This is a genomic window from Nonomuraea sp. CA-143628 (assembly GCF_050942315.1).
GTDB lineage: Bacteria > Actinomycetota > Actinomycetes > Streptosporangiales > Streptosporangiaceae > Nonomuraea.
On record NZ_CP192072.1, the window covers coordinates 3,476,219 to 3,499,291 of the forward strand.

Here is a 23,073-nt window from a genome sequence, read left to right on the forward strand (position 1 = left end):
GACGTCACGTACGGCTTCTGCCCCATCGCCATCTGTGACACGCTGCCCGGCGACGGCCTTGACCAAGACTTCAAGGGCGGACTTCGCGGCCGGACGCGCACTAGTGTGCAGCTGTGACAACTGGCGCATACCTGAGATTTCCACACCTGCACGGTGACCTGGTCACCTTCGTCGCCGACGACGATGTCTGGCTGGCTCCCGTGGCGGGCGGACGGGCCTGGCGGTTCACCGCCGACCGTACACCCGTGTCCTACCCCAGGTTCTCGCCCGACGGCGCCCGCATCGCGTGGACCGGCCATCGGGAGGGACCGCCCGAAGTGTTCGCCGCCGAGCTCGACGGGGCCGAGGGCGAGCGGCTGACCCACTGGGGCAACGCGACGACCGGCGCGCGCGGGTGGACCGCCGACGGGGACGTGCTCGCGGTCAGCGCGACGGGAGAGGGCTCGCGGTCCAGGACGTGGGCGTACGCGGTGCCGCTGGACGGCGGCCCGGCAGTGCGCCTGCCGTACGGGTGGGTGAGCGAGGCCGCCGTCAGCGGCGACCGTGTCGCGACCGTGTCGCCGGTCTACCGCGAGCCGTCACATTGGAAGCGCTACCGGGGAGGTACGGCCGGCAAGCTCTGGGTCGACGCCGAGGGGAACGGCGAGTTCGCCCGGCTGTTCGCCGACAGCCACGCGCAGTACTGGTCGGTCATGTGGGTGGGTGACCGCATCGCGTTCCTGGCCGACATCGACGGCACCGGCAACGTGTACTCGGCCCTGCCTGACGGCTCCGACCTGCGCAAGCACACCGGGCACGACGAGTTCTACGCCCGCCACGCCTCGACCGACGGGGAGCGGGTGGTCTACAGCCACGCAGGCGACCTGTGGCTGCTGGAGAGCCTGGACGCGGAGCCGTACAAGCTGGAGGTCAAGCTCGGCGGGCCGCGTCCGGCTCGCGCGCGGCGACCGGCGCCGGCCCGCGTCGGCGGGTTCTCGCCGGACGAGACCGGGCGGGCGAGCGCGGTCGAGATCCGCGGCACCGCCCACTGGGTGACCCACCGAGACGGGCCCGCGGGCGCGTTGCGGGTGGAGCCGGGCGTCCGGGTACGGCTACCGCGGGCGCTCGACGCCGACGGCCGGGCGATCTGGGTCTCCGACGCCACTGGTGAGGACGGCCTGGAGATCGGCACGCCCGGCGGTGAGATCCGTACGCTGGCCGCGGGCGAGCTCGGCCGGGTGCTCCAGCTGGCCGCCGCGCCCAACGGCAAGCACGCGGCCGCGGCCACGCATGACGGGCGGCTGCTGGTCATCGACCTCGAATCCGGAAATGTCCGGGAGCTGGATCGCACGACGCAAGGGGACATCGGCGGGCTGACGTTCTCGCCCGACTCGTCCTGGCTGGCATGGGTACATCCGCATGACGAGCGTCTGTCGCAGATCAGGATGGGCCGCCTCGACGGGACCTCCGTCATCGACGTGACGCCGCTGCGGTTCGCCGACTTCGACCCGGTCTTCACCAGGGACGGAAAGCATCTGGCGTTCCTGTCGGTACGGACCTTCGACCCGATCTACGACGCGCACGTGTTCGACCTGTCGTTCCCGGCGGGCTGCCGGCCGTACCTGGTGCCGTTGCAGGCGACGACGCCCTCGCCGTTCGACCCGAGCCTGCAGGGGCGCGGCTTCAACGGCGAGGACGACAAGCCCGCCTCGTCCCCTGCTTCGGATGAGAAGAAGACCTCGGACAAGAAGGACGCCGAGCCGCCGCGTACCGAGGTGGACGTCGAGGGGCTGGCCTCGCGGGTGGTGCCGGTGCCCGTGCCCGCCGCGCACTACCGCAACCTGCGCACCGCCAAGGACGCCCTGCTCTGGCTGCGCCACCCGACGGCCGGGCTGCTCGGCGACGGCACCGAGCCGACCGGCGAGACCGTCCTCGAACGCTACGACCTCAAGAAGCGCGCCAAGGCCGAGCTCGGCAGGGAGACGCGCGCCTTCGAGGTGAGCGGCGACGGCAGCAGGCTCGTCCTCAACGGCAAGAACGGCCTGCAGACCCGCACCAGCGGCGAGGGCGACGAGGTCGTCACCATCGATCTCGACCGGATCACGGTCCAGATCGACCCGGTCGCCGAGTGGCGGCAGGGCTACGCCGAGGCCGGCCGGTTGATGCGCGACCACTTCTGGCGCGCGGACATGAACGGCGTCGACTGGCAGGGCGCGCTCGACCGCTACGCGCCGCTGGTCGACCGGATCGGTGCCTACTCCGAGCTCATCGACCTGCTCTGGGAGGTACAGGGCGAGCTGGGCACCTCGCACGCCTACGCCCGGCCCGTCGGCGGGGGCTACGACTCGCGGCGGCGCCAGGGCCTGCTCGGCGCCGACATCACCCGCGACGCGGAAGGCGTCTGGCGGGTCGAACGGATCCTGCCCGGTGAGTCGTCCGACCACGACGCGCGCTCGCCGCTGCTCGCGCCGGGCGTCGCCGTGCGCGCGGGCGACGCGATCGTGGCGGTGGGCGGACGGCCCGTCGATCCCGTACGCGGCCCGCTCGCCTCCCTGTCCGGCACGGCCGGCCAGCCCATCGAGCTGACCGTACGACCGGCGTCGGGCGGCGAGACGCGCCGGGTGGTGGTCACCCCGATCTCGGACGAGACGCAGCTGCGCTACCACGACTGGGTGGAGGGCCGCCGGGCCTACGTCCGGCAGGCGTCGGACGGGCGGCTCGGTTACCTGCACGTGCCCGACATGGTGGCCTCGGGATGGGCGCAGTTCCATCGCGACCTGCGTACGGAGATGGCCCGCGAGGGGCTGGTCGTGGACGTACGCGAGAACGGCGGCGGGCACACCTCCGAGCTCGTGCTGGAGAAGCTGTCGCGCCGGGTCACCGGCTGGAACCACGCCCGCGGCTACGAGCCGATGCGCTACCCCGAGGACTCGCCGCGCGGCCCGATCGTGGCCGTCACCGACGAGTTCGCGGGCTCGGACGGCGACATCGTCAGCGCGGGCATCAAGAACCGGAAGATCGGTCCGCTGGTGGGCACCCGGACGTGGGGCGGGGTGATCGGCATCGACTCGCGCTACTCGCTGGTGGACGGGACGGTGGTGACCCAGCCCCGCTACTCGTTCTGGCTGGCCGGACCGGGCTGGGGCGTGGAGAACTACGGCGTCGACCCCGACATCGAGGTGGTCATCACGCCGCAGGACCGGGTGGCGGGACGCGATCCGCAGCTGGAGAAGGCGGTCGAACTCGCGCTCGCCGCGCTGGCCGAGCACCCGGCGGCCACACCTCCGGACCTGCCGCCTCTCGCGACATAACCCCGCGACATCACGGAGTCATCACGGGATCCGCTCCGATGACGATCGGAGCGGATCCTGTAGGCAGGCTTGACCCATGAAGTCCCTTGCGTATCGCCAGAGTGACGTCGACTCTCTCCTTCAGGGGTAAGGCGGTGGAACCTCTCGCCTACCGTCAGAGCGGTATCCGGGAAACCGGACTGAACGCCCAGGACGTCCGGAAGGCCCTGGAAAAGCTCGCTGTTCCAGGGCTCCCCTTGGGGACGTTCGGCATCGCCGGTGGTGCGGCGAGGGAACGCCACAACCAGGCCAGTGACGAGTTCAACGGCCGGGCGCGGCGCGGCGTGGAATCGGCCGAGGGCATCTCGCGCAACATGAAGCTCACCGCCGACGGGTACGTACGGGCCTCCAACGACGTCATGCGCGCGGTCCTCGCCGTCGGCCGCGACCGGCAGCCTCTCGTACGCGGGAAGGCGCCTTCGCCGGAGCCGGAAGTCCGGAACGGCGTGGGATATGGCCTCACGTCGCTCGGCACCACGGGTATGACCCTCGTCCGGCTGGCGGAGGCGTCCTCTTACCTCCAGCAGGGTTCGGCCGCCGGGGTCGCGAACCTGTCGGCCGAGGCGGCGAAGATGGCGAACCTGAGCCAGCGCACGCTGTCCATGCTCAAGGTCGCCGCCACGATGTCGGTCACGGCCGGGACCGGGCTCATACTCTGGCTGGCCACCGTGACCTGGAACGACGACAAGGTCGACGAGGCCATCGCGGCCTGGCGCCATGCCGCCAACTCCCTGGGCGAGACCTTCGGGGCCGGGGACCCGATGAAGCTGGAGGCACTGGCGGCGGCATGGCACGGCGGCGCCAAGGACGTGGCCGACCAGAAGTTACGCGACTTCGTCACCGCGGGTGTCCAACTCGCCGACTACGCCGCCGGCCGGGCCGTCGGGTTGCAGGACGCGGTGCGGCAGCTGAACCGGCTGCACTCGTACGCGTTCTGGACGACGATGGGCGAGCTGGGGGTGATCGCGGCGCTGCGCTTGGTCGCGGCCGTCAACCCGACTGCCTGGCTGGCGACCATCAAGGTGGGGTGGCGGTTGTCCGTCGCTCTTGTGCTGATTCAGGGGGCTATTACTGCGCGGCTGGAGTACCTGGCGGGAGAGTCCTTGAAGAAGGACTCGGTGGGCGCCGGGCCGGCGGGGGTCGAGGAGACGGACTTCCCTCGCTTCTAGCCTGTTCGTGTGATGCGGTCCAGGATCTCAGCCAAGATCGGCTCGGTGGTGGCGAAGTTCAGCCGTACGCAGTGCGCGCCGCCGGGCCCGAACGTGGCGCCATCGCTCAGCATGACCTTCGCGTCACGTTCGAGCGTTTCCTGTACGCCTGGGCGGCCGTAGTCGAGCCAGGCCAGGTAGGTGGCCTCCGGGACGCGGTAGCCGACCCCCTCGGGCAGGCGGTCGGCGATCGTCCGGCGATTCCTGTCCAACAGGGCACGGGTCTCCTCAAGCCAGGCGTCGCCGTGCCGCCAGGCCGCCACCGTCGCCTCCACACCGAACAGATTGGCCGAGCCGAACACGAAGGGCGGCTGCGCGTCGAGAGCCTTACGCAGCTCCGGCGAGCCGATGTGGGCGACCGAGCACCGGATGCCGCCGAGATTGAACGCCTTGGTGGCAGAGGTGAGCGTGACGGTCCGCTCAGGCAGGATGGTGGCGAACGGGATGTGCTGGTTGGGGGCGTAGGCGAGGTCGGCGTGGATCTCGTCGGAGATGACGAGCAGGTCATGACGCTCGGCGTGCTCCGCCAGCTCGGTCAGCTCCTCGCGGGTGAAGACCCGGCCCGTGGGATTGTGCGGGTTGACCAGCAGCAGCACCTTGCACCGGGACAGATCAGGCACCTCGAACCGCCACGAGTCCCCGTCGGCGATCAGCTGGAGGGGATGCAGCGGCCGGTTCATGGTCTCCAGCGTGCCGAGGAACGGGGGATAGGCGGGGGTATGCACGGCCACGCCGTCGCCTGGGCGGGTCCATACGTGGAGGAGCACCTGGAGCGCCTGGTTGATGTCGGAGTAACTCCGCACATACTCAATCTCCGGCTCCCAGCCGTACCGACCGGCCATCCGCTCAACGAACGCCTCGGCCAGGGGACCACAGCGGGGACTGTCCAGCCAGGTGGGGTAGCCGAGGTCACCGTGGGCCCGCCGTTGGATAGCGTTGACGACCTCTGGGGCGGTGGGGAGGTCCATGTCGGCGATCCAGGCGGGGATGACGCCGGGGGCGGCTTTGGCCCACTTGAATCCGTCGTGTGTTGCCTTGAGGTCTTCTGCCCGCTTTGTGTCGGTCACGCGGTCATTCTAGGAACCACCGTTGTTCTGGCCGGCCCGTGTCACTCCGGCTCGCCGCCACACGGACGCTCTCAGACGATCAATGCCGTCCGTATGCTGCTGTAGGTGACTTCAGCGGAGCAAGAAATCACCTTCCGCACCCTCGACGGCCTCCACCTTGCCGGAACACTCGTCACACCAGCCGAAGCACCTGATCACGCCGTCGTCCTGGTGCATGGTGGCGGGGTTACGCGCGAGGAGGGTGGGTTCTTCACCCGGCTGGCCCTCGGGCTGAGCGATTTCGGCTTGGCGTCCCTGCGCTTTGATCTGCGTGGCCACGGAGAGAGCGAAGGCCGACAAGAAGAACTAACGCTCTCAGCCATCCTCAACGACATCCGCGTAGCGCTGCGGTGTGCCGATGACGCGACCGGCGCGGCAACCCTCAGCCTGCTCGGTACGAGCTTCACCGGCGGCATCACGGCCTACTACGCCGCCAAGTGCCCGGCCGAGATCTCCCGCCTGGTCCTGTTCAACCCCAGGTTGAACTACAAAGAGCGCACTATCGACAGCCGTCGTTTCTGGCAGAACGACTATCTAACAGACGAGGCAGCAGCGCAGCTCCATACTCAGGGCTACCTCTTCCACTCACCAACCCTCAAGCACGGACGGGCCATCTACAACGAGGTGTTCTGGCTGCGTACCCACGAAGTGCTTGGAGAGGTGGCTGCGCCGACGCTCATCGTGCACGGCTCCAAAGACACCTTCGTGCCCGTGGAAGCGTCCAGGGCAGCAGTACCGCAGTTCCGGGCGCCGTGCCAACTGGTCGAGATCGAGGGTGCCCAGCACGGCTTCGCCGTACACGACGACCCGCATTATCTACACCCGCAAAGCCAAGAGTGGCAAGCCTTTGTCGTCCGGACGGTGGCCGAGTGGCTGACACAGGAGAACCGCTAAGCACGTAGCGCCTCGCCCAGTTCCCTCGGTCCGGGCCGTGCGGCCCACGGCCTGAGGGCACGAACGAGGCGCCCCAACTCACGCTTAGTACGCAGGGAACTGGTGGCGTTGGCAAGGCGCACCGACACCACGCCAACGGTAGCGGCTTCATCGGGCTGACCAGCTAGAGCCAGAGAGAAGGCTCGGCGAGCCAAAAAGTATCCCTGGTCCCGCCGGGATAGCGACTTCCCCTGCAACACCTCCTGGTACAGGCCGGCCGCTCGCGCCGGTTGCCCTGCCTCGATGTAGCAACTGGCGGTTCGCAGGGTCAGGTCAGCACGGCTGTACTTACTGCTTGGTTGCGTCTCGCTGTTGTCGCGACCGTTCTCGAACTCGTCGAGCCATTGAAGGGCCTGGTCGAGTGCCCGATCCACCCTGTTCATTGGTTCGCCGACCATGGCATAGCCGCGGGCTTGCTGCTGCGCGACTTCGACTCTGACCTGCGCTGGCAACTGCCAGCGTTCAAGACCGGCGGCTTCGGCCAAGGTAAGCACCTTCAGCGCATCGCGCCGGTCATAGGCGAGTTGGGATTTACGCAGCAATACGTAGCCCTGCATCGGGCCGTCGTCTGCTTCTTGCGCCCATTCGATTGCCCGGTCGTACCAGTACGTTGCCGTGGACAGATCCCCAAGATCGCGGTACAGCCAGCCGACGAACTCCGCAGCCTCCGCTCCCACTGCCAGCAGTCGCCGCCGGACCTGAGGTTGTACTTCGCGGACGGAGTGCTGCACGGCCGCGAGCAGGGCGTGCACCCTGGGCAGAGCCGCAGACGGGCCGAGAGCACCATCATCTGCCTTGCTCGCTTCGAGCTGAACGCGCAGTTCCTTCACCGCATCCCCATCGATGAAACGACGAGGATCAGCCAGGATCGCCTTGACAGGTGGCAGCGCGTCCAGACTCGCTGCCGGCCACACAACAGCACGTTGTCCGCGGTCGGCCAGAGCGACGAGTTCGCCGTTCGCCCCGAGCGCCTTATCGACAGCCATCGCGACGGGCATGCTCGGGAAGCGTCGCCCGGTTTCGAGATCGGCGATATGGCTCTTGCTGCAGTGGGCCAGGCTGGCCAGCTCCCGGAGGGACATATCTGCTCGTAGGCGTCGGAGCGCCTCGCCGAACGTTTCTATCCCCATACGGCGCTCCCGTCGTGTCCGCACGGTGGCGTCCGCGTGGTGTCCGCAATTCTGCGGACACCCCTGCGGACAGGCCGCCCCTAGCCCATCACTGACAGTGCTGACGACGCTACTACTGCGGGCTGCATCTACCAGGGCCCTTACCGCAAAAGGCGGCCCCGGCCACAGTGCGCGAACACCGGGAGATCTGGGACCTAGATCAGGAACCGAGGTCCTGACCCCAAGACCTGAGAAGATCCACCTCACGAAAGAGCATCACCATGACAGCTGAACCAGCCATCACGACCCGCACCATCGCCGTACCTGACCTCGAGCCCGTGTGGTTCCTGGAGCTGGAGCTCACCCTCACCTGTCAACTCAGGTGCGGGCACTGCTACAACAAGTCGAGCCCCGCAGAGTCGCACGGCAGCATGACCCGCTACGACTGGGAGCAGGTGAGCGGTGCCGCCCCGGCCGCCGGCATCCGGCGCGTCCAGCTCATCGGCGGCGAGCCCACCATGCACCCCGACTTCCTGCCGCTGGCCGAGTACGCTCTGCGCGCCGGCCTGGAGCTGCAGGTGTTCTCCAACCTGTACCACGTCACGCCCGCGATGTGGGAGCTGTACGCCAAGCCTCGCGTCACGCTGGCGACCAGCTACTACAGCGACGTGGCGGAGCTGCACGACAGGGTCACCCGCCAACCCAGGTCCCACATGCGGACCCGGGCGGCGATCGTCAAGGCGTTGGAATGTGGCATCCCGCTCAAGGTAGCGATCGTCGAGACGTTTGAGGGCCAGCGCGCCTACGAGGCCCACGCTGAGATGAAGGCCCTCGGCGTCCCGAACCTCGCTCCGGTCGATCGGATGCGCGGCATCGGCAGGGCCACTGAGGGGACGGGCATCGAGGCGACTTGTGCCGAACTGTGCGGCCAGTGCGGCAACGGCCGCGCCGCCGTCAATCCGGACGGGGACGTCACCATGTGCGTCATGTCGCGGTTCCTGCCCCCAGCCGGGAACGTGCGCAAGACACCGATCGGCGAGATCCTCAACGGCCCGGCCTGGAACGCTCTGCTGCCGCTGGTGCCCCGACTCGGTGACGAACCGCCTTGCGCGCCGATATCGGAGTGCCCGCCGGCGAGCGACGGCAACGACTGCCCGCCCGCCTCCACAGAGTGCGAGGGAAACGCGCTGCTCCTGCCCATCCCCGCCGTCAACCTCCGCAAGGCGGGAAACCAGTGAACGACCCGAACCCGGCGAGTGAATACTTGCTCATGGACTCCTGGAAGGACCACGCTCGCCAGCTCGCCGTCGCGGTGGCCCCGCCCGGGTCGCGATGGCGCGCTCTGGTCGCCAACACCCAACGTCACCCGTTCGTGCCCCGTTGGTGGGCGAAGACGTCCAAGGGCTGGCAACCGCGCATCGGCGACGGTGACCACGATCGGTGGCTGGCCGCCGCGTACCGCGACTGGACCCTCGTCACCCGAGTGGGCGACGTCCACGCCGACCACGCCAAGCCCGACGCTCTCCTGCAAGGGTCCCCGACGTCGTCGAGCACGCTGCCTGGCTTGCTCGTACAGATGTTCCGGCACGCCTCGATCGACAGCCGGTCTACCGTCCTGGACGTGGGCACCGGCACCGGCTACGGCACGGCTCTCCTGTGCGCTCGGCTCGGCCACCCGAGGGTCACGGCGATCGACGTGGACCCGTATCTCACAGCGGCCGCCGAGAAGCGGCTGGACGAGATCGGCTACCGGCCGCAGCTCCTCACCGCGGACGCCACGGCGGGCCCGCTGCCCGGAGAATGGGACCGGATCATCGCCACCGTGGCCGTCAAACCGATCCCGCGCTGCTGGCTGGCCGCGTTGAAGCCGGGCGGCCGGCTGGTGACCACGATCATCGGTACGAGCCTGATCATCACCGCCGACAAGCAGCAGGACGGAGGGGCGGCCGGCAGGGTCGAGTGGGACCGCGCCGGGTTCATGCGCACCCGGCACGGCAGCGACTATCCGGCGCGTAACTGGGACGCCCTCGAGCACGCCCGCACCGAGGAGGGTGAGCAGGTCGAATCCAGCCCTTTCCCGGTGATGGACGTGGTCAACGCGTGGGACGTCAGCACGATGCTGGAACTTGTCGCGCCCGGCATCGAGCACCGCTTCATCACCTACGACGACAAGCCCGACCGGGTTGCGCTCATGGGCCATGAGGATGGGTCGTGGGCCCGCGCCGAGGAGCGAGATGGCAAGGTGACCGTCCACCAGGGCGGGAAGCGCCGCCTTTACGGCTTCCTGGACCAGGTGCGCGATCACTGGCTGACGTTCGGGGAACTGCCGATCCGTGGCGCGCAGGCGGCCATCAATCCCGAGGGAGTGATCACGCTCAAGCGTGGCCGGTGGACCGCCACCATCCGATAGACCATTCCCTGCTGCGGGCCAGTCCTTGTGATGGCCCGCAGCCACCCGGTGGCCTGATTCTGTGGGTGAGTAGCAGTTGCCGGGTCAACTCGTCAGGGTCGGTTGTTCTTGCCGTCCAGCCATAGCGTGTCGGACTCATCGCGATGGGAACTCGAGCTGCCGACGTGTTTGGCGTCGATCTTCGGCCCCTTTTTGATCACGTGCACCAACGCCATCGCGTGTCCACGTCCGAGGTCATAGTCCTGCTTCAGCCAGTCAGTGATCACTCCGGCTTTCACGGACGGCTCGTCGAAGCCGCGCTCCTTCGCCAGAGCGATGAACTCACGTGGAGTCAGTCCGGTCTTGGCCTCGATGTTGTCGAGGTATGCCTGGAACGACATGCGTTCTCTCCATTCCGTGGGGGAAGCCCTGCGAGCTGCAAGCTTGTATTTTGCAAGTACGATCTGTCAACTGAATCATGGGATAAGATCTGCATCATGGCGTCTCGGGAGTACGGACAGTTCTGCGGCCTGGCCCGCGCGATGGAGATGGTCGGCGAACGGTGGAGCATGCTGATCATCCGTAACCTGCTCACCGGGGCCCAGCGCTTCACGGACCTGCGCAGGGGCTTGCCCGCGATCCCGACCAACATCCTTTCGGCCCGCCTCAAACAACTCGAAGAGATGGGACTGGCCACCCGTCGCGCCCTTCGGCATCCCGAACGTGCGGTCGTCTACGAGCTCACCGACTACGGACGCGACCTCGAGCCGGCGCTGATCGCGCTGGGCCGCTGGGGCGCGCGGACGCTCGCCGAGCCTCGCCCAGGCGAGCTCGTCACCGCCGAATCAGTCGCCATGTCCTTCCGTACCACGTACCGGCCGGAAGCCGCCCTAGGAGCCACCGTCGGCTACGAGGTCCGCATGGGCGATCACACGCTCCGCCTGCAGATCATCGATGGAATACTCACAGTCGGCATCGGCCCGCACCCCGCCCCCGACCTCGTCATCGAACGGCTGACCGGCCACCCCATCCGCGAACTGATGAGTGGCAGCAAGGCCCCCAACGAAGTGCTCCACGACGGCAGCGTGCGCGTAGAAGGCGATCCCGTGCTACTCAGTCGATTCGCCGAGATGTTCCGCTTCTGATCAACAGGCCGGCCATGCCGTTCACCCCGGCCTGATCCCTTCCTCGAAGCCTCAGGATCTCGCGGGTCTGTCCAGGAAGTGATTCAACGAGATTTCTGCTGGCGGGATGGCCGCGCGGATGCTGCAGGCGGAAGCGGATCTCCGCCAGGCGCTTGCGGGATCTGGGCGGCTCGCTCGTCCCGCAGGAGCCGTGCGGCGTCGGCCCGTGGTTCCGGGGTGTCGGCAACGCCATCGGACCTTAATAGCTATCAGGAGTCCAGCGGACACGTTGATGACGTCGGCAAGATCTCTCTTTGGTGCGCCGATTTCCGCCAGCAGTCGGTCGCGGGGTCCGGCCGCCTACGATCCAGTCCTTGACCCCGAGGCCGACGGCCTGCCATCCGTTTCCTGTCCTGAGACCGGCGTTCTGGCCGCATGGCTGATGGCCGTACTTCTGGGGGTGCGCGGACGGGGGCATGGCAGGCGTGTTGCCTGCCATGCCCCCGTCGCATGTGTACGGCGCCGATGCCGTACGCCGTACGGCGGGCGCATCACCCTGTCATGCGTGTGGTGCTAGAGGCGGCGGAGGACTGCCACGACCTTGCCCAGGACGCTGGCCTCGTCGCCCGGGATCGGGTCGTAGTTGGCGTTGTGGGGCACCAGCCAGACGTGGCCGTCCTTGCGCTTGAACGTCTTCACCGTGGCCTCGCCCTCGATCATGGCCGCCACGATGTCGCCGCTCTCCGCGACCGGCTGCTGGCGGACGACGACCCAGTCGCCGTCGGCGATGGCGGCGTCGATCATCGAATCACCGGCGACCTGCAGGAGGAAGAGGGTGCCTTCACCGACCAGTTGCTTGGGCAGGGCGAAGACGTCTTCGACGCTCTCCTCGGCGAGGATAGGCCCACCGGCGGCGATCCGGCCGACCAGCGGCACGTATGCGGCCGTGGGCCTGCTCACCGGAGAGTCGGACTCGTTGGCGGCGTCGGGATCGACCCAGAGCACGGGCTCGCCGGGCAGACGCACCTCGAGCGCGCGCGGCCGGTGGGGGTCGCGTCTCAGGTAGCCCTTGCGCTGCAACGCCGTCAGCTGGTGCGACACGCTGGACGTGCTGGTCAGTTGCACGGCCTCGCCGATCTCGCGCATGGACGGCGGGTAGCCCCGCTGTTGGACCGAGTCGCGAATCACCTCGAGGATCTTGCGTTGCCTGGGTGTCAGGCCCAGGGAGTCACGCCGACGCACCGCGAGGTCACTGACCCCGTTGGCGTCATCCCGATCGCTCATGATCTGCCTCCTCGCCCGGCGGCCCGCCTCACCGGCGAATCTCCCGGTCCGTGGTCTTCGTGTCGCACACAGCGACCGTATCGCTGTTGAAGATCATCTTCAAACAATTGTTCGAGTCTTCCTCGAAATTGTTGGCAGCGTGGTGTACAACATCGTACGGGAGTTCGATCGACACCGTGTTCGATTTGCCGATCTTTATTGGGTCTTTTTTTCGGGCCGGGACGGCTGGGAGGTCACACATGCGAGCGACCACCATCACAGATGCGACCAGCGACGACGTCAAGCGACTCACCCTCCTGGCAGACGCCACCCGGCGGCCGGTGGCAGAGGGCGGAAACACGGGTGACGACCGAGGGGACGGTTGTCGGGGCGGCGATTCCGCCAACCGGCCAGATGCCGACGGGCCGGATGCCGACGGGCCGGATGCCAACGGGCCAGGTCGCGAACGCCCGCATACTCGTGACAGCTCCGACAGCCGGGCTCCGGGGTCCGTCGGTTCAGGGCCGGTTGGATCGGCGTCTGTTGGTCCGAGGTCTGCTGGTCCAGGGTCTGCTGGTTCGGCGTCTGGCGATTCGGGGTCGGCCGGTCCGAGGCCTGGCGGTCCGGCGTCGGCCGGTTCGGGATCCGGTGGTTCGGGGTTCGCCGGTCCGGGGTCCGCTGTTTCGGGACCAGAAGGCCGTCTCGGGATAGCGGGAGGGGCCCGTTCCGGAGTCGGGGGTGCGGGTCGTCTGCGGAGTGGGGGCGCGGGCATTCGCGAGGGTGGAGACGGAGGCCGTATCGGCAGGGAAGGCGGAGCACGGCCTGCGCGCGGGGGCGGGGGTCGTCCCGAATACGGCAGTGGGGGCCGTCCGGGGGGAGGCGGCGTACGTACCGGGGGAGGATCGGCTGGCAGAGGGCCTCTCAGCCGTCGGGCTGCGGCGCAGGGGAGACCGCTCCTGTGGTTGGTGCCGGCGCCACGCCCTGACGCCGACGACACACTGCCGCCTGGTGGAAGTGTGCGACCCACGGACGCGACCGGGCGCCCAGAGGAGCCCGCAAGTTCAGCGGAAGCCGGGCGATCGGTGGAGTCCGGGAGCTCCTCGCTTCGGGCGGGCGACGGCCGCGCGGAGGGCCCTCTGCGCGATGCGGGCGTTCGGCCCAGTGAGGCAGAAAGCCGACCCGGGGGCCGGTCCCGTGGGGCGAGTGGCCGGTCCGAGGGTCGATCCCGTGAAGCGGATGGCCAGTCTGAGAGCCGGTCCCGGGAGGCAGGGCGCCGGTCCGAGAGCCGGCGCCGTGGGGCGGGTGGCCGGTCCGAAGGCCGGTCTCAGGAATCGGGTGGCCGGTCCGAGCTTCGGTCTGGGGAGGCTGTGGTCCCCTCAGAGGGGCGGGCGCGCCGGGTGGGTGGTCGACACCCTGCGCGGTCAAAGCGTGTGGGAGGGCGTGCCGGGGGCCGGGCTCGGGAAGTGGCAGGTCGTTCCGGTGGCCGGGTCCGTGAGGTGCCGGGCTCGCACACGCGCCGTCCCCGGCGTAAGGGTGGCCTGCCCGCCGATCGGACCCGTCTGTCCAGGAGGCAGGCCGGCGTCACTCGACGGGGGCGGCGTAATCCTCCCGTACGGCTCACGCGACGGGGGCGGGCCGTACTGGTGATGGCCATGGCTCTGCTGTCCCTGGGCGGCTTCTGGCTCGGCACCCGCGCGGTCAGCCAGGCGTCCGCGGCGCCCGCCGTACCGAGTCATGCGGGTCTGCCGTGGGTGACCGTCCACGAGGGGGACACTCTCTGGACGATCGCCGACGCGATGGCTCCCGACGAGGGCGATCCTGGAGCGGTCGTGAGCGAGATCAAGCGGCTGAACGGCCTGCCCAGCTCGCTCATCCGCCCCGGCAGCCGCCTGTACGTCCCGAGCGCCCACGCCCTGCCGTAAGCCTCGAACAGTCCTGATCGGTGCCGTGCGGAGGCCGTGCCGCCCGGTGTCAGTGCCGTAACCGTGTGTTGCTGTGTGATGTCGTTCGGCCCCGACGCGGTCCCGTTCTCAACCGGTGGGCGATACGGTCCGTCCCCAACCCAAAGCGCGGAGACGAGCGCGTACGGATGTGCCGTACGAGATGCCTGTGAGCCGTGTTCACCCACGTGAGACCGGCCAACCAACGTGACCAGCGAGGCGAGGAACACACCCCCACCGGCCGGTGTTGACGACGACACGCCCGAGCCGGACCAAGGTGGCTGCGCTGATCAGCGACTTCGGCGGCAAGGCCCCGTCCAACTTGCGTTCATGGTCGCTCGCTTCTACGGTTGGACCACAACATCTAGTAGTTACACCGATGTAGTTCACCACAAATTGTGTTTCTCTGACCGCACCATGGCGAGCCGTGGGGCGTGCGCGAGCGTACGCAGAAGAGTGCTTTACGCCTGTGGTGACCACACGGTCGAGGAGGGCGAGCAAACGTGCACTGTCCGTTCTGTCGTCATCCCGACACGAGGGTCATCGACAGCCGCTCGACAGAGGACGGCGCGGCCATTCGGCGCCGCCGTACCTGTCCGGAATGCGGGCGCCGGTTCACCACGCAGGAGACCGTACTGCTGATGGTGAGCAAGCGCAGCGGAGTAACGGAGCCGTTTTCGCGTGACAAGGTCGTCGCGGGCGTGCGACGGGCCTGCCAGGGCAGGCCGGTGAGCGAGGATTCGCTGGCGCAATTGGGCCAGCGCGTCGAGGAGGCCATCCGGGCCAAGGGTGCCGCCGAGCTCCCCTCCAACGAGGTGGGGCTGGCGATCCTGGGTCCGTTGCGGGAGTTGGACGAGGTGGCCTACTTGCGATTCGCATCGGTATATCGCGGTTTCGAGAGCCTGGCGGACTTCGAGGCCGAGATCGAACAGTTGAAGGCGGAGAAGGGGGAGTCATGACGGAGACGGCCAGCGGTTCAGTCGCGCGCGGAGGTAAGCGTCCGCGTAAAGGGCTCAAGATGAAGCGCATCTTCACCAAGCCCGGTGTGCACCCATATGACGACATCAAGTGGGAGCGCCGCGACGTCGTCATGACCAATTGGCGCGACGGCTCGATCAATTTCGAGCAGCGGGGCGTCGAGTTTCCCGAATTCTGGTCGGTCAACGCGGCCAACATCGTCACCACCAAATACTTCCGCGGCGCCGTGGGCACCCCGCAGCGCGAGTGGAGCCTGAAGCAGCTGGTCGACCGGGTCGTCGGCGTCTACACCAAGACCGCGGTGGAGCACGGCTACTTCGCCACCGACGAGGACGCCGAGATCTTCGACCACGAGTTGAAGCACGCGCTGACGCACCAGGTGTTCGCGTTCAACTCGCCGGTGTGGTTCAACGTGGGCACCGCGAGCCCGCAGCAGGTGAGCGCCTGCTTCATCTTGGCCGTGGACGACACGATGGAGTCGATCCTCGACTGGTACAAGGAAGAGGGCGTGATCTTCAAGGGCGGCTCGGGCTCGGGGGTCAACCTGTCCCGCATCCGCTCCTCGAAGGAGCTCCTCTCCAGCGGCGGCACGGCCAGCGGGCCGGTCTCGTTCATGCGCGGCGCCGACGCGAGCGCGGGCACCATCAAGTCCGGCGGCGCCACCCGCCGGGCGGCCAAGATGGTCGTTCTGGACGTCGACCACCCCGACATCGTGGAGTTCGTCGAGACCAAGGCCCGCGAGGAGGACAAGGTCCGCGCGCTGCGCGACGCCGGGTTCGACATGGACCTGGGCGGCAAGGACATCGTCTCGGTCCAATACCAGAACGCCAACAACTCGGTGCGCGTCTCCGAGGAGTTCATGCACGCGGTCGAGAAGGGTGACGACTTCGCCCTGCGCGGCCGTCTGACCGGCGACGTGATCGAGAAGGTCGACGCGCGCGAGCTGTTCCGCAAGATGGCCAAGGCCGCCTGGGAGTGCGCCGACCCCGGCGTCCAGTACGACGACACGATCAACGACTGGCACACCACCCCGGAGACCGGGCGCATCACCGCCAGCAACCCCTGCAGCGAGTACGTCCACCTCGACAACTCCTCCTGCAACCTGGCCAGCATCAACCTGCTGAAGTTCCTGAAGGACGACGACACCTTCGACGTCGCGAACTTCGTCAAGCTGACCGAGTTGATCATCACGGCCATGGACGTGTCGATCACGTTCGCCGACTTCCCGACCGAGAAGATCGGCGAGACCACCCGCGCCTACCGCCAGCTCGGCATCGGCTACGCGAACCTGGGCGCGCTGCTCATGGCCACCGGCCACGCGTACGACTCCGACGGCGGCCGCGCGGTCGCCGGAGCGATCACATCGCTGATGACCGGTGTGTCCTACCGGCGCAGCGCCGAGCTGGCCGGGGTCGTCGGCCCGTACGACGGCTATGCCCGCAACGCCGAGCCGCACAAGCGGATCATGCGCAAGCACGCCGCCGCCAACGACGACCTGCGCACGGTCGGCTCGATGGACGCCAAGATCCACGCTGAGGCGTCCCGTCAATGGTCGGAGTGCCTCAAGGTCGGCGAGAAGAACGGCTACCGCAACGCGCAGGCCAGCCTGCTCGCGCCCACGGGCACCATCGGCCTGATGATGGACTGCGACACCACCGGCATCGAGCCCGACCTGGCGCTGGTCAAGTTCAAGAAGCTCGTCGGCGGCGGCTCCATGCAGATCGTCAACCAGACGATCCCGCGCGCGCTCAAGCAGCTCAACTACCAGCAGGAGCAGATCGAGGCCATCGTCGAGTACATCGCCGAGCACGGCCACGTCGTCGACGCCCCCGGCCTGCGCAGGGAGCACTACGAGGTGTTCGACTGCGCGATGGGCGAGCGGGCCATCGCCCCGATGGGTCACGTCCGCATGATGGCCGCCGCGCAGCCGTTCCTGTCCGGCGCGATCTCCAAGACGGTCAACCTGCCGGAGTCGGCCACGATCGACGACATCGAGCAGGTCTACATGGAGGGCTGGAAGCTCGGCCTCAAGGCGCTGGCGGTCTACCGCGACAACTGCAAGGTCGGCCAGCCGCTGTCGGCCGGCGGCAGCAAGAAGGAAGCCGAGAAGGGCGACAAGGCGGCCGAGGCCGCCGAGGCCGCCGAGCCTGAGGTCCGGGTCATCGAGGTCAACCGGCCCACCAGGCGGCGGATGCCCAACCAGCGGCCGAGCATGACCACCCGCTTCACGGTCGGCGGCGCCAAGGGCTACATGACCGCCTCGTCCTACCCCGACGACGGGCTCGGCGAGGTCTTCCTGAAGATGTCCAAGCAGGGCTCGACGCTGGCGGGCGTCATGGACGCCTTCTCGGTGGCGATCTCGATAGGGCTCCAGTACGGCGTGCCGCTCGAGACGTACATGAGCAAGTTCGTCAACATGCGCTTCGAGCCCGCCGGGATGACGGACGACCCCGACATCCGGATGGCCACCTCGGTGATGGACTACATCTTCCGCCGCCTGGCCCTCGACCACCTGCCCTACGACGAGCGTGCGGCGCTGGGCATCTTCTCGGCGGCCGAGCGCGCCGCGCAGCAGCGCGGCGAGGACCCGGCCGCGCTCCAGGAGGCGGTCGACCGTGAGGCGCTCGCCCAGTCGGCACCCATCGAGGCGAAGCAGGATGCCGAGCAGGAGTCGAAGCCGGAGCCGGTGCAGGAGTTCACGCTGGAGAACCACCAGCGCATCACCGCCGACGCCCCGCTCTGCATGACCTGCGGCACCAAGATGCGGCCGGCGGGCAGCTGCTATGTCTGCGAGGGCTGCGGTTCGACCAGCGGCTGCAGCTAGTTTCGCGCGGAGAGAAACGCCTGGTCAGGGCAGGGTGTCTGCATCTCTTAGGCTCCCTGCCCTGTGCTTTGGCTGACAGTTGGCGCAACGCGCACACCGTTGCGAGCGGCTCAGCCCCTAAGTACGTCAAGTACTTGACGTACTTAGGTAGAGATAGCACTCTGAAGCGACTCTCGCTGGAGGTACCGCCATGGCCGCCATTCACTTCGACAGCTATACCGAAGCTCGTACGCATCTCAAGGCGCTGCTGGACGCGGCGGAACGGGGTCGCGTGGCCACCGTGCGGCGCGAGTCGGCTGTGACAGCCCTCGTGGATGTTGAAAGGCTGCGTCACCACCTCGCGATGGTCGTTCCTTCTCATGCGCAGGTGGTTCCCGAGGCGGGCGGTTGGTCGATTTTCATCCCGGGTCTACCGGTCGCCGCGGACGGCGCGACCTTCGATCAGGCCGTTGCGGAGATGGTCGAAGGGCTGCGTGAGTACGCCGAGGACTGGCAGAATCACCTGCTCGACGTTCCCAATCACCGTGATAACTGGGGGGTCGTACAGTTGATCAGCCTCAGTAACGACGATCAGTTGCGTGAATGGCTGGTGGGGGCTGTCCGATGAGCTGGCCACAGCCCACTCGTGACCATCATGATTCCTTCTGTCGCATCGAAGGCTGGCGTCAGGTACGGAACGCTCGGGGCGGGACGGGCACCCACAACGTCACGTATGAGCTGGATCTTCCTGACGGCAGGATACTGAGGACCCGGATCTCTCATCCGGTCGATCGCAGTACCTACGGCCCAGGTATCTGGAGTCATATTCTCCGCGATCAGCTTCAGGTGGATGAGGCGACGTTCTGGGCATGTGTTCAGAATGACGTGAAGCCCGATCGCGGAGTGCCCGAACCACCGTCGGAGGCGTTGCCCGCCGATCTCGTCTTCATGCTGATCTCAAGGGTGGGTCTCGACGAGATGGCGGTCGCAGCGATGAGCAAGGACGAGGCCATCGTCAGACTGCAGAAGTACTGGATCGACGGCATCTGATCCGAGGGAATACAGCACCCTCCGAACAAGTGCTCTGCCCCAGTATTACCGGCAAAGTCGCATCTGACGCAACATAGCTAAGTACGATAAGCGCTGGTCAAGAGAGGTGGGGCCCTGAGCCTTGGCTGCGTCGTTTCCAGTTCGCTCTGGCGGTTCTGACGACTGTGGGCAGTATCCCGCGCACGCCGAGTGCCTGGACACCCGCCAAAGGGCTCCAGTAGTCACGCCAGGTGATGATTTCCCCGTCCTTGGCGCGGAGTAGCTGGATATAAGGCATCGCGTACGGCTTTCCGGTGCTGACCACTTTCCCCAGCCCTTCGTACTCGGCGATGATCACCGCGGGATCGGTCGTCTCATAGACGCAGAGCCCGCGGAAGCCAACCATCTCCAGCGGGGTCGAGGTGATCGACGTCAGATAGTCCCTGATCCGCTCTCGCCCCTGTAGGTGTTTCGGTACCCCCGGTGGGGCGAACGGCAGTTCGTGCGTGCCGTCGGCGGCGAACATGTCGGCGAAGCCGTTGAGGTCCTTGGCCAGGAAGAGTGCCTGTGCGCGGTTGAGCAGTGCGCGCGGATCCTGCGCTTCCATGGAGTCATTGCCTCTCTATGGTTCAGTCTACGTGCGTTGACTGAATGACCGTAGCAGCCGCCGGTAATTTGAGTCAACCGCTGTAGACTGAAGCCCATGGCACCCGACCAGCCCCGCCCAACCCGCGCCGAGCAGCGCCGCCAGACCGAGGCCCGCATCCTGAACGCCGCCCGCGACCTGTTCGCCCGCTCCGGCTACGACCGCACCACCATTCGCGCCGTCGCCGCCGCCGCCGACACCGATCCCGGCCTCGTCATGCGCTATTTCGGATCGAAGGAGGAGCTCTTCAGCCGCGTCGCCGAGATCTCCGCCGACGAGCCGATGTCCGGCGGCACTCCAGGGGAGATCGCCGAACTCTTGCTGGCCTCCCTGGGTCACAAGCTGCAGGGAGACCTGTCGGGGACGCTGGCCATGCTCCGCTCGATGCTCACTCATCCCGAGGCGGGTAAGGAGGTACATGTCGCGATCACTGACCAGCAACGGCAGGTGGCCGCCGCCATCCCCACGGAGGACGCCGTCCTCCGTGCCGGCCTGATCGGCGCGATCACGCTCGGCATCGTCATCGGCCGCGACCTCCTCCACCTCGAAGGAGTACGCGATGCCAAGGCAGAGGACATCCTCGCCGTACTCCGTCCGGCCGTACACGGCATCACCCAAGGCGCCACCGAGCCCGCGCCCCGCAGCGTGACCTGAACCGCAGGCTGGATGCGCGCCTCCAACGTGGTGATCGCGGCTAGTCGGGCCGCATGCGGCAGGCATCACCCCGGGGAAGCTCCTGAGGGTGGGGCTCCTCGCCGTCCGACTGGCCCAGCACCTGCGCCGAGCGCGTCGCGTCCGGACACCCCGAGCTTGGCGTACACGCGGCCCAAATGGTTGTTGACGGTTCGGAGCGAGAGGCCGAGGCGGTCGGCCACGGCGCGACCGGGCAATCCCGCCGCGGTCAGTTTGGCCACCTGCAGCTCTCGAGGAGTCAACGACACATCGAGAGTCCCCGTCAGGTCCGTCAGCGGTGTGCGGGCGCCGTCGCACTCGGTGAGCAGTTCACGGGCGAACACGAGCGCGGCCTGGGCCGCCGTACGCCGCCGCGCCCCGGCGTGCAGCCGGTGGGCTGTGGCGGCCGCTTCCGCGGCGGGCAGCAGGTGGCCGAGGCGATGGAGGCGCTCGGCCGCCTCCGCGAGCAGGTGAGCGTCGTCCGTGGCCAGCGCGGTGGCCATCGTGGCGAAGGCCGCCGTTTCAAGTAGCGCGCCAGGAAATACCTGGCGGTGATACCCGGGGAGCCTCATGTCCCGCACTGCCCATCACATCGCTCGTCCGCTTCTCCACGGAGGCGGCCTGAGGGGAGTCCCCTGGCGATCGGTCACGATAGCCAATCTCCGTTACAGTGCCGCATGCCTGCGACAGGCACGGCATGCGGGCCGCCGGCCACGTCCGATGTCCCTCCGCCACAAGGCCGACATTTACTCCTGGGCCAGGGCCGATCCCCGAGACCGGTGGGTATCAGAGTGGGCCGACATCGAGGAGCGCCGGGCACGCCAACGCCTGCGTCTCAGGCTCGAAGCCGTTCGTCAGAGGATCAACGCCACAACCGGTGGACCTCTTGCCATCGAGGGTATCGATGATCTCGAAGTCCACCCGGCGCGACACCGTCGCAACGCCATCTGGCTGTACTGATCGCGGAATACCGCACTCTCCGAATAAGTGATCTCCCGCAGTATGCGGTGCGTAACGCCTAGTCAGGTGTATCTCTTCGGCTTCCTGTCTATGGTCCGGCCGACGGTTGTCGCATCGCGCATCGCGCTGCGAGCAGCTGCCTAAGTGCGTCAAGTACTTGGCGTACTTAGGCAGAGTTGGCTGGTGCGTGACGGCGCACTGCAGACGATGGCCGGAGCCACCGCGCAGCTGGCATATTCGCTGGTCGACCATTTCACGAACGACATGCGATCGTCTGGGCCCGCCCCGACTAGCCGAACGGGCCGTGGCGCTCGGTGCGAGGGGGATCCCGGGCGCCCGGGAGTCGTGCTGGAACGGACCGGGCAGATGCTCCGATTCGCGCACCACGTGCGGTCGAGCAGGATCAAGATCTAGACAATCCAGATCATGTCAGGTCGGAGCGGCACTCTTGCCGTATGTGACTCTAGGTGACGATTGCCTGCGTGCTGGGGAATTCATGAGGCTTGTCGATCGCGTGACGTCGGATCGGAGTGGCTGGTCCGGGCCAGTCGGGCATGGGCGGAGCGACCTACGTCCCGGCCCGATGCTGGGAGCCGATCACGCTGTGTCACGAGATCTTTATATAATAAAATGCATGGGTGAGCTGTACGATGTTGAGTTGGAGCCTGAGGTGGCACTCTGGCTTGATGCGCTGACCAAGGTCGACTACGTGAAGGTGGACGGCCTTGTCGGCAGGCTTGCCGCCGAGGCGGAGACGTTGGACGAGCCCTATTCCAAACACCTGCGCGGGAAGGTGCGTGAGCTGCGGTTGACGCTGTCACGTCGCCAGGTGCGTATGACGTACTGGCTGGCTCCTGGCCGCCGGGTGGTGTTGCTGACGATGTTCTACAAGACCAGGCGCAAGGAGACGACGCAGATCGACCGAGCGGAGCGGGCGCAGATCATCTGTGAGAGTGGTCACGGTCCGGCGCGCCAGATGTTCCACAGAGAGTTCAAGGAGGAGCTGTGAGCGGGCACAGTAAGTGGCAGACGACCCGGCATCGCCGCCTCGCCGGTGAGGTGAACGACCCCGAATACGCCAGGCTTTACGAAGAGGCGGAAGCTGAGCTGCGACTTGGCCAGCTTGTCTACGACCGGCGCGTCGCTCTTGGCCTGTCGCAGGCGGAGTTGGCTGAGCGCGCAGGGATGACTCAACCACAGGTGTCCCGTTTGGAGACAGGTGGTGGCAACATCACCGTGGCATCCCTGAGGCGACTGGCCGCCGCCCTGGACGCGGACCTGGCCATCGAGTTCCTTCCTCACCGGGCTGCATGATCCGGGCTTGATGCCGTTGAACGCCGGGGCCCGGTAAGCTGCGAGACTTGGTGCCGGTGCGCCGCCTGGGCCCGGACGATCTTCTCCAGGATCGCCTCGGTTGAGTTCGTCGAAGGCGCGCCACATGGCTGGCGCTGAGGCGACCTGGCCGATCACCGCTTCGGCGTCGGTGGAAACGGCGGAGTTCTTCCGTGAGCACGACACGTACTGGCTGTGACTTCCACGAGCACGGCAAGAGCTACATCGAACCCGGACCGGCGAACCGCCACT

The 23,073-nt window shown here is 67.5% G+C and carries 21 protein-coding genes; 14 read left to right on the forward strand and 7 right to left on the reverse strand.

Features of this window, described 5'->3' with window-relative positions; all coding sequences use genetic code 11:
• Window positions 1-113 precede the first annotated feature (113 nt).
• Both ACQP2T_RS16275 and ACQP2T_RS16280 read left to right on the forward strand, forming a co-directional pair.
• Window positions 114-3,290, forward strand: a complete 3,177-nt coding sequence (locus ACQP2T_RS16275; RefSeq protein WP_433516970.1) for a S41 family peptidase — start codon at window positions 114-116, stop codon at window positions 3,288-3,290.
• 134 nt (window positions 3,291-3,424) lie between these two features.
• Window positions 3,425-4,498: a hypothetical protein gene (locus tag ACQP2T_RS16280; protein ID WP_433516971.1), complete on the forward strand. Its 1,074-nt coding sequence runs from the start codon at window positions 3,425-3,427 to the stop codon at window positions 4,496-4,498.
• Here the strand turns inward: ACQP2T_RS16280 and ACQP2T_RS16285 are convergent.
• Complete coding sequence (locus tag ACQP2T_RS16285; RefSeq protein ID WP_433516972.1) at window positions 4,495-5,604, reverse strand: MalY/PatB family protein; 1,110 nt, start codon at window positions 5,602-5,604, stop codon at window positions 4,495-4,497. The genes ACQP2T_RS16280 and ACQP2T_RS16285 overlap by 4 nt on opposite strands.
• 105 nt (window positions 5,605-5,709) lie before the next feature.
• Between ACQP2T_RS16285 and ACQP2T_RS16290 the strand changes: the two genes are divergently transcribed.
• Window positions 5,710-6,537: an alpha/beta hydrolase gene (locus ACQP2T_RS16290; protein ID WP_433516973.1), complete on the forward strand. Its 828-nt coding sequence runs from the start codon at window positions 5,710-5,712 to the stop codon at window positions 6,535-6,537.
• Here ACQP2T_RS16290 and ACQP2T_RS16295 read toward each other — a convergent pair.
• Window positions 6,534-7,658, reverse strand: coding sequence for a helix-turn-helix domain-containing protein (locus tag ACQP2T_RS16295; protein WP_433516974.1), 1,125 nt, complete (start codon window positions 7,656-7,658; stop codon window positions 6,534-6,536). The genes ACQP2T_RS16290 and ACQP2T_RS16295 overlap by 4 nt on opposite strands.
• 308 nt (window positions 7,659-7,966) lie before the next feature.
• Here ACQP2T_RS16295 and ACQP2T_RS16300 point away from each other — a divergent pair, with 308 nt between their 5' ends.
• Together ACQP2T_RS16300 and ACQP2T_RS16305 are read left to right on the forward strand one after the other, a co-directional pair.
• On the forward strand, window positions 7,967-8,923 hold the full coding sequence (locus tag ACQP2T_RS16300; protein ID WP_433516975.1) for a radical SAM protein: 957 nt from the start codon (window positions 7,967-7,969) through the stop codon (window positions 8,921-8,923).
• Complete coding sequence (locus ACQP2T_RS16305) at window positions 8,920-10,095, forward strand: methyltransferase domain-containing protein (RefSeq protein WP_433516976.1); 1,176 nt, start codon at window positions 8,920-8,922, stop codon at window positions 10,093-10,095. Before ACQP2T_RS16300 ends, ACQP2T_RS16305 begins: the two co-directional genes overlap by 4 nt.
• Before the next feature lie 92 nt (window positions 10,096-10,187).
• Here the strand turns inward: ACQP2T_RS16305 and ACQP2T_RS16310 are convergent, their stop codons facing one another.
• Complete coding sequence (locus ACQP2T_RS16310) at window positions 10,188-10,475, reverse strand: DUF4287 domain-containing protein (RefSeq protein ID WP_433516977.1); 288 nt, start codon at window positions 10,473-10,475, stop codon at window positions 10,188-10,190.
• A 96-nt stretch (window positions 10,476-10,571) separates the two neighbouring features.
• Here ACQP2T_RS16310 and ACQP2T_RS16315 point away from each other — a divergent pair, with 96 nt between their 5' ends.
• Window positions 10,572-11,219: a winged helix-turn-helix transcriptional regulator gene (locus tag ACQP2T_RS16315; protein WP_433516978.1), complete on the forward strand. Its 648-nt coding sequence runs from the start codon at window positions 10,572-10,574 to the stop codon at window positions 11,217-11,219.
• A 552-nt stretch (window positions 11,220-11,771) separates the two neighbouring features.
• Here ACQP2T_RS16315 and lexA read toward each other — a convergent pair.
• Both lexA and ACQP2T_RS16325 read right to left on the reverse strand, forming a co-directional pair.
• On the reverse strand, window positions 11,772-12,482 hold the full coding sequence (lexA, locus tag ACQP2T_RS16320; RefSeq protein ID WP_433516979.1) for a transcriptional repressor LexA: 711 nt from the start codon (window positions 12,480-12,482) through the stop codon (window positions 11,772-11,774).
• A 28-nt stretch (window positions 12,483-12,510) separates the two neighbouring features.
• Complete coding sequence (locus tag ACQP2T_RS16325) at window positions 12,511-12,765, reverse strand: hypothetical protein (protein WP_358544902.1); 255 nt, start codon at window positions 12,763-12,765, stop codon at window positions 12,511-12,513.
• Between the two features lie 1,348 nt (window positions 12,766-14,113).
• Here ACQP2T_RS16325 and ACQP2T_RS16330 point away from each other — a divergent pair.
• The 5 genes from ACQP2T_RS16330 to ACQP2T_RS16350 all read left to right on the forward strand — a co-directional run bounded on the left by ACQP2T_RS16330 (window position 14,114) and on the right by ACQP2T_RS16350 (window position 19,232).
• The gene (locus ACQP2T_RS16330) at window positions 14,114-14,383 is read left to right on the forward strand and encodes a LysM peptidoglycan-binding domain-containing protein (RefSeq protein WP_433516980.1); all 270 of its coding nucleotides are present in this window, start codon (window positions 14,114-14,116) and stop codon (window positions 14,381-14,383) included.
• A 521-nt stretch (window positions 14,384-14,904) separates the two neighbouring features.
• Window positions 14,905-15,360 carry a transcriptional regulator NrdR gene (gene nrdR / locus ACQP2T_RS16335; protein ID WP_214636146.1) on the forward strand — a complete coding sequence of 152 codons (456 nt, stop codon included), beginning with the start codon at window positions 14,905-14,907 and terminating at the stop codon, window positions 15,358-15,360.
• Entirely contained in the window at window positions 15,357-18,203 is a 2,847-nt protein-coding gene (locus ACQP2T_RS16340) for a vitamin B12-dependent ribonucleotide reductase (protein WP_433516981.1), read from the forward strand. The genes nrdR and ACQP2T_RS16340 overlap by 4 nt, the downstream gene beginning before the upstream one ends.
• 190 nt (window positions 18,204-18,393) lie before the next feature.
• Window positions 18,394-18,810 carry a prevent-host-death protein gene (locus ACQP2T_RS16345; protein ID WP_433516982.1) on the forward strand — a complete coding sequence of 139 codons (417 nt, stop codon included), beginning with the start codon at window positions 18,394-18,396 and terminating at the stop codon, window positions 18,808-18,810.
• On the forward strand, window positions 18,807-19,232 hold the full coding sequence (locus ACQP2T_RS16350) for a cytotoxic translational repressor of toxin-antitoxin stability system (RefSeq protein ID WP_433516983.1): 426 nt from the start codon (window positions 18,807-18,809) through the stop codon (window positions 19,230-19,232). Before ACQP2T_RS16345 ends, ACQP2T_RS16350 begins: the two co-directional genes overlap by 4 nt.
• Before the next feature lie 97 nt (window positions 19,233-19,329).
• Here ACQP2T_RS16350 and ACQP2T_RS16355 read toward each other — a convergent pair whose 3' ends face one another.
• Window positions 19,330-19,818 carry a nuclear transport factor 2 family protein gene (locus ACQP2T_RS16355; protein ID WP_433516984.1) on the reverse strand — a complete coding sequence of 163 codons (489 nt, stop codon included), beginning with the start codon at window positions 19,816-19,818 and terminating at the stop codon, window positions 19,330-19,332.
• A gap of 96 nt (window positions 19,819-19,914) precedes the next feature.
• Between ACQP2T_RS16355 and ACQP2T_RS16360 the strand changes: the two genes are divergently transcribed.
• Window positions 19,915-20,511, forward strand: coding sequence for a TetR/AcrR family transcriptional regulator (locus tag ACQP2T_RS16360; RefSeq protein WP_433516985.1), 597 nt, complete (start codon window positions 19,915-19,917; stop codon window positions 20,509-20,511).
• A 65-nt stretch (window positions 20,512-20,576) separates the two neighbouring features.
• Here the strand turns inward: ACQP2T_RS16360 and ACQP2T_RS16365 are convergent, their stop codons facing one another.
• The gene (locus ACQP2T_RS16365) at window positions 20,577-21,101 is read right to left on the reverse strand and encodes a helix-turn-helix transcriptional regulator (protein ID WP_433516986.1); all 525 of its coding nucleotides are present in this window, start codon (window positions 21,099-21,101) and stop codon (window positions 20,577-20,579) included.
• A gap of 1,022 nt (window positions 21,102-22,123) precedes the next feature.
• On the opposite strand from ACQP2T_RS16365, the gene ACQP2T_RS16370 reads away from it, so the two are divergent.
• A complete protein-coding gene (locus ACQP2T_RS16370) occupies window positions 22,124-22,498 on the forward strand; it encodes a type II toxin-antitoxin system RelE/ParE family toxin (RefSeq protein ID WP_433516987.1) in 375 nt (124 codons plus the stop codon).
• Window positions 22,495-22,803 (forward strand): helix-turn-helix domain-containing protein, encoded by a 309-nt coding sequence (locus tag ACQP2T_RS16375; protein ID WP_433516988.1) that lies wholly within the window; start codon window positions 22,495-22,497, stop codon window positions 22,801-22,803. Before ACQP2T_RS16370 ends, ACQP2T_RS16375 begins: the two co-directional genes overlap by 4 nt.
• Window positions 22,804-23,073: the final 270 nt, after the last annotated feature.

Excerpts from the sequence above, each read along its gene's own strand:
- ACQP2T_RS16295 (WP_433516974.1), bottom strand. The coding sequence starts at position 7,658 with ATGTCCCTCCGGGAGCTGGCCAGCCTGGCCCACTGCAGCAAGAGCCAT.
- ACQP2T_RS16300 (WP_433516975.1), top strand. The coding sequence starts at position 7,967 with ATGACAGCTGAACCAGCCATCACGACCCGCACCATCGCCGTACCTGAC.
- ACQP2T_RS16310 (WP_433516977.1), bottom strand. The coding sequence starts at position 10,475 with ATGTCGTTCCAGGCATACCTCGACAACATCGAGGCCAAGACCGGACTG.
- ACQP2T_RS16315 (WP_433516978.1), top strand. The coding sequence starts at position 10,572 with ATGGCGTCTCGGGAGTACGGACAGTTCTGCGGCCTGGCCCGCGCGATG.
- lexA (WP_433516979.1), bottom strand. The coding sequence starts at position 12,482 with ATGAGCGATCGGGATGACGCCAACGGGGTCAGTGACCTCGCGGTGCGT.
- ACQP2T_RS16330 (WP_433516980.1), top strand. The coding sequence starts at position 14,114 with ATGGCTCTGCTGTCCCTGGGCGGCTTCTGGCTCGGCACCCGCGCGGTC.
- ACQP2T_RS16340 (WP_433516981.1), top strand. The coding sequence starts at position 15,357 with ATGACGGAGACGGCCAGCGGTTCAGTCGCGCGCGGAGGTAAGCGTCCG.
- ACQP2T_RS16345 (WP_433516982.1), top strand. The coding sequence starts at position 18,394 with ATGGCCGCCATTCACTTCGACAGCTATACCGAAGCTCGTACGCATCTC.
- ACQP2T_RS16350 (WP_433516983.1), top strand. The coding sequence starts at position 18,807 with ATGAGCTGGCCACAGCCCACTCGTGACCATCATGATTCCTTCTGTCGC.
- ACQP2T_RS16355 (WP_433516984.1), bottom strand. The coding sequence starts at position 19,818 with ATGGAAGCGCAGGATCCGCGCGCACTGCTCAACCGCGCACAGGCACTC.
- ACQP2T_RS16360 (WP_433516985.1), top strand. The coding sequence starts at position 19,915 with ATGGCACCCGACCAGCCCCGCCCAACCCGCGCCGAGCAGCGCCGCCAG.
- ACQP2T_RS16365 (WP_433516986.1), bottom strand. The coding sequence starts at position 21,101 with ATGAGGCTCCCCGGGTATCACCGCCAGGTATTTCCTGGCGCGCTACTT.
- ACQP2T_RS16370 (WP_433516987.1), top strand. The coding sequence starts at position 22,124 with ATGGGTGAGCTGTACGATGTTGAGTTGGAGCCTGAGGTGGCACTCTGG.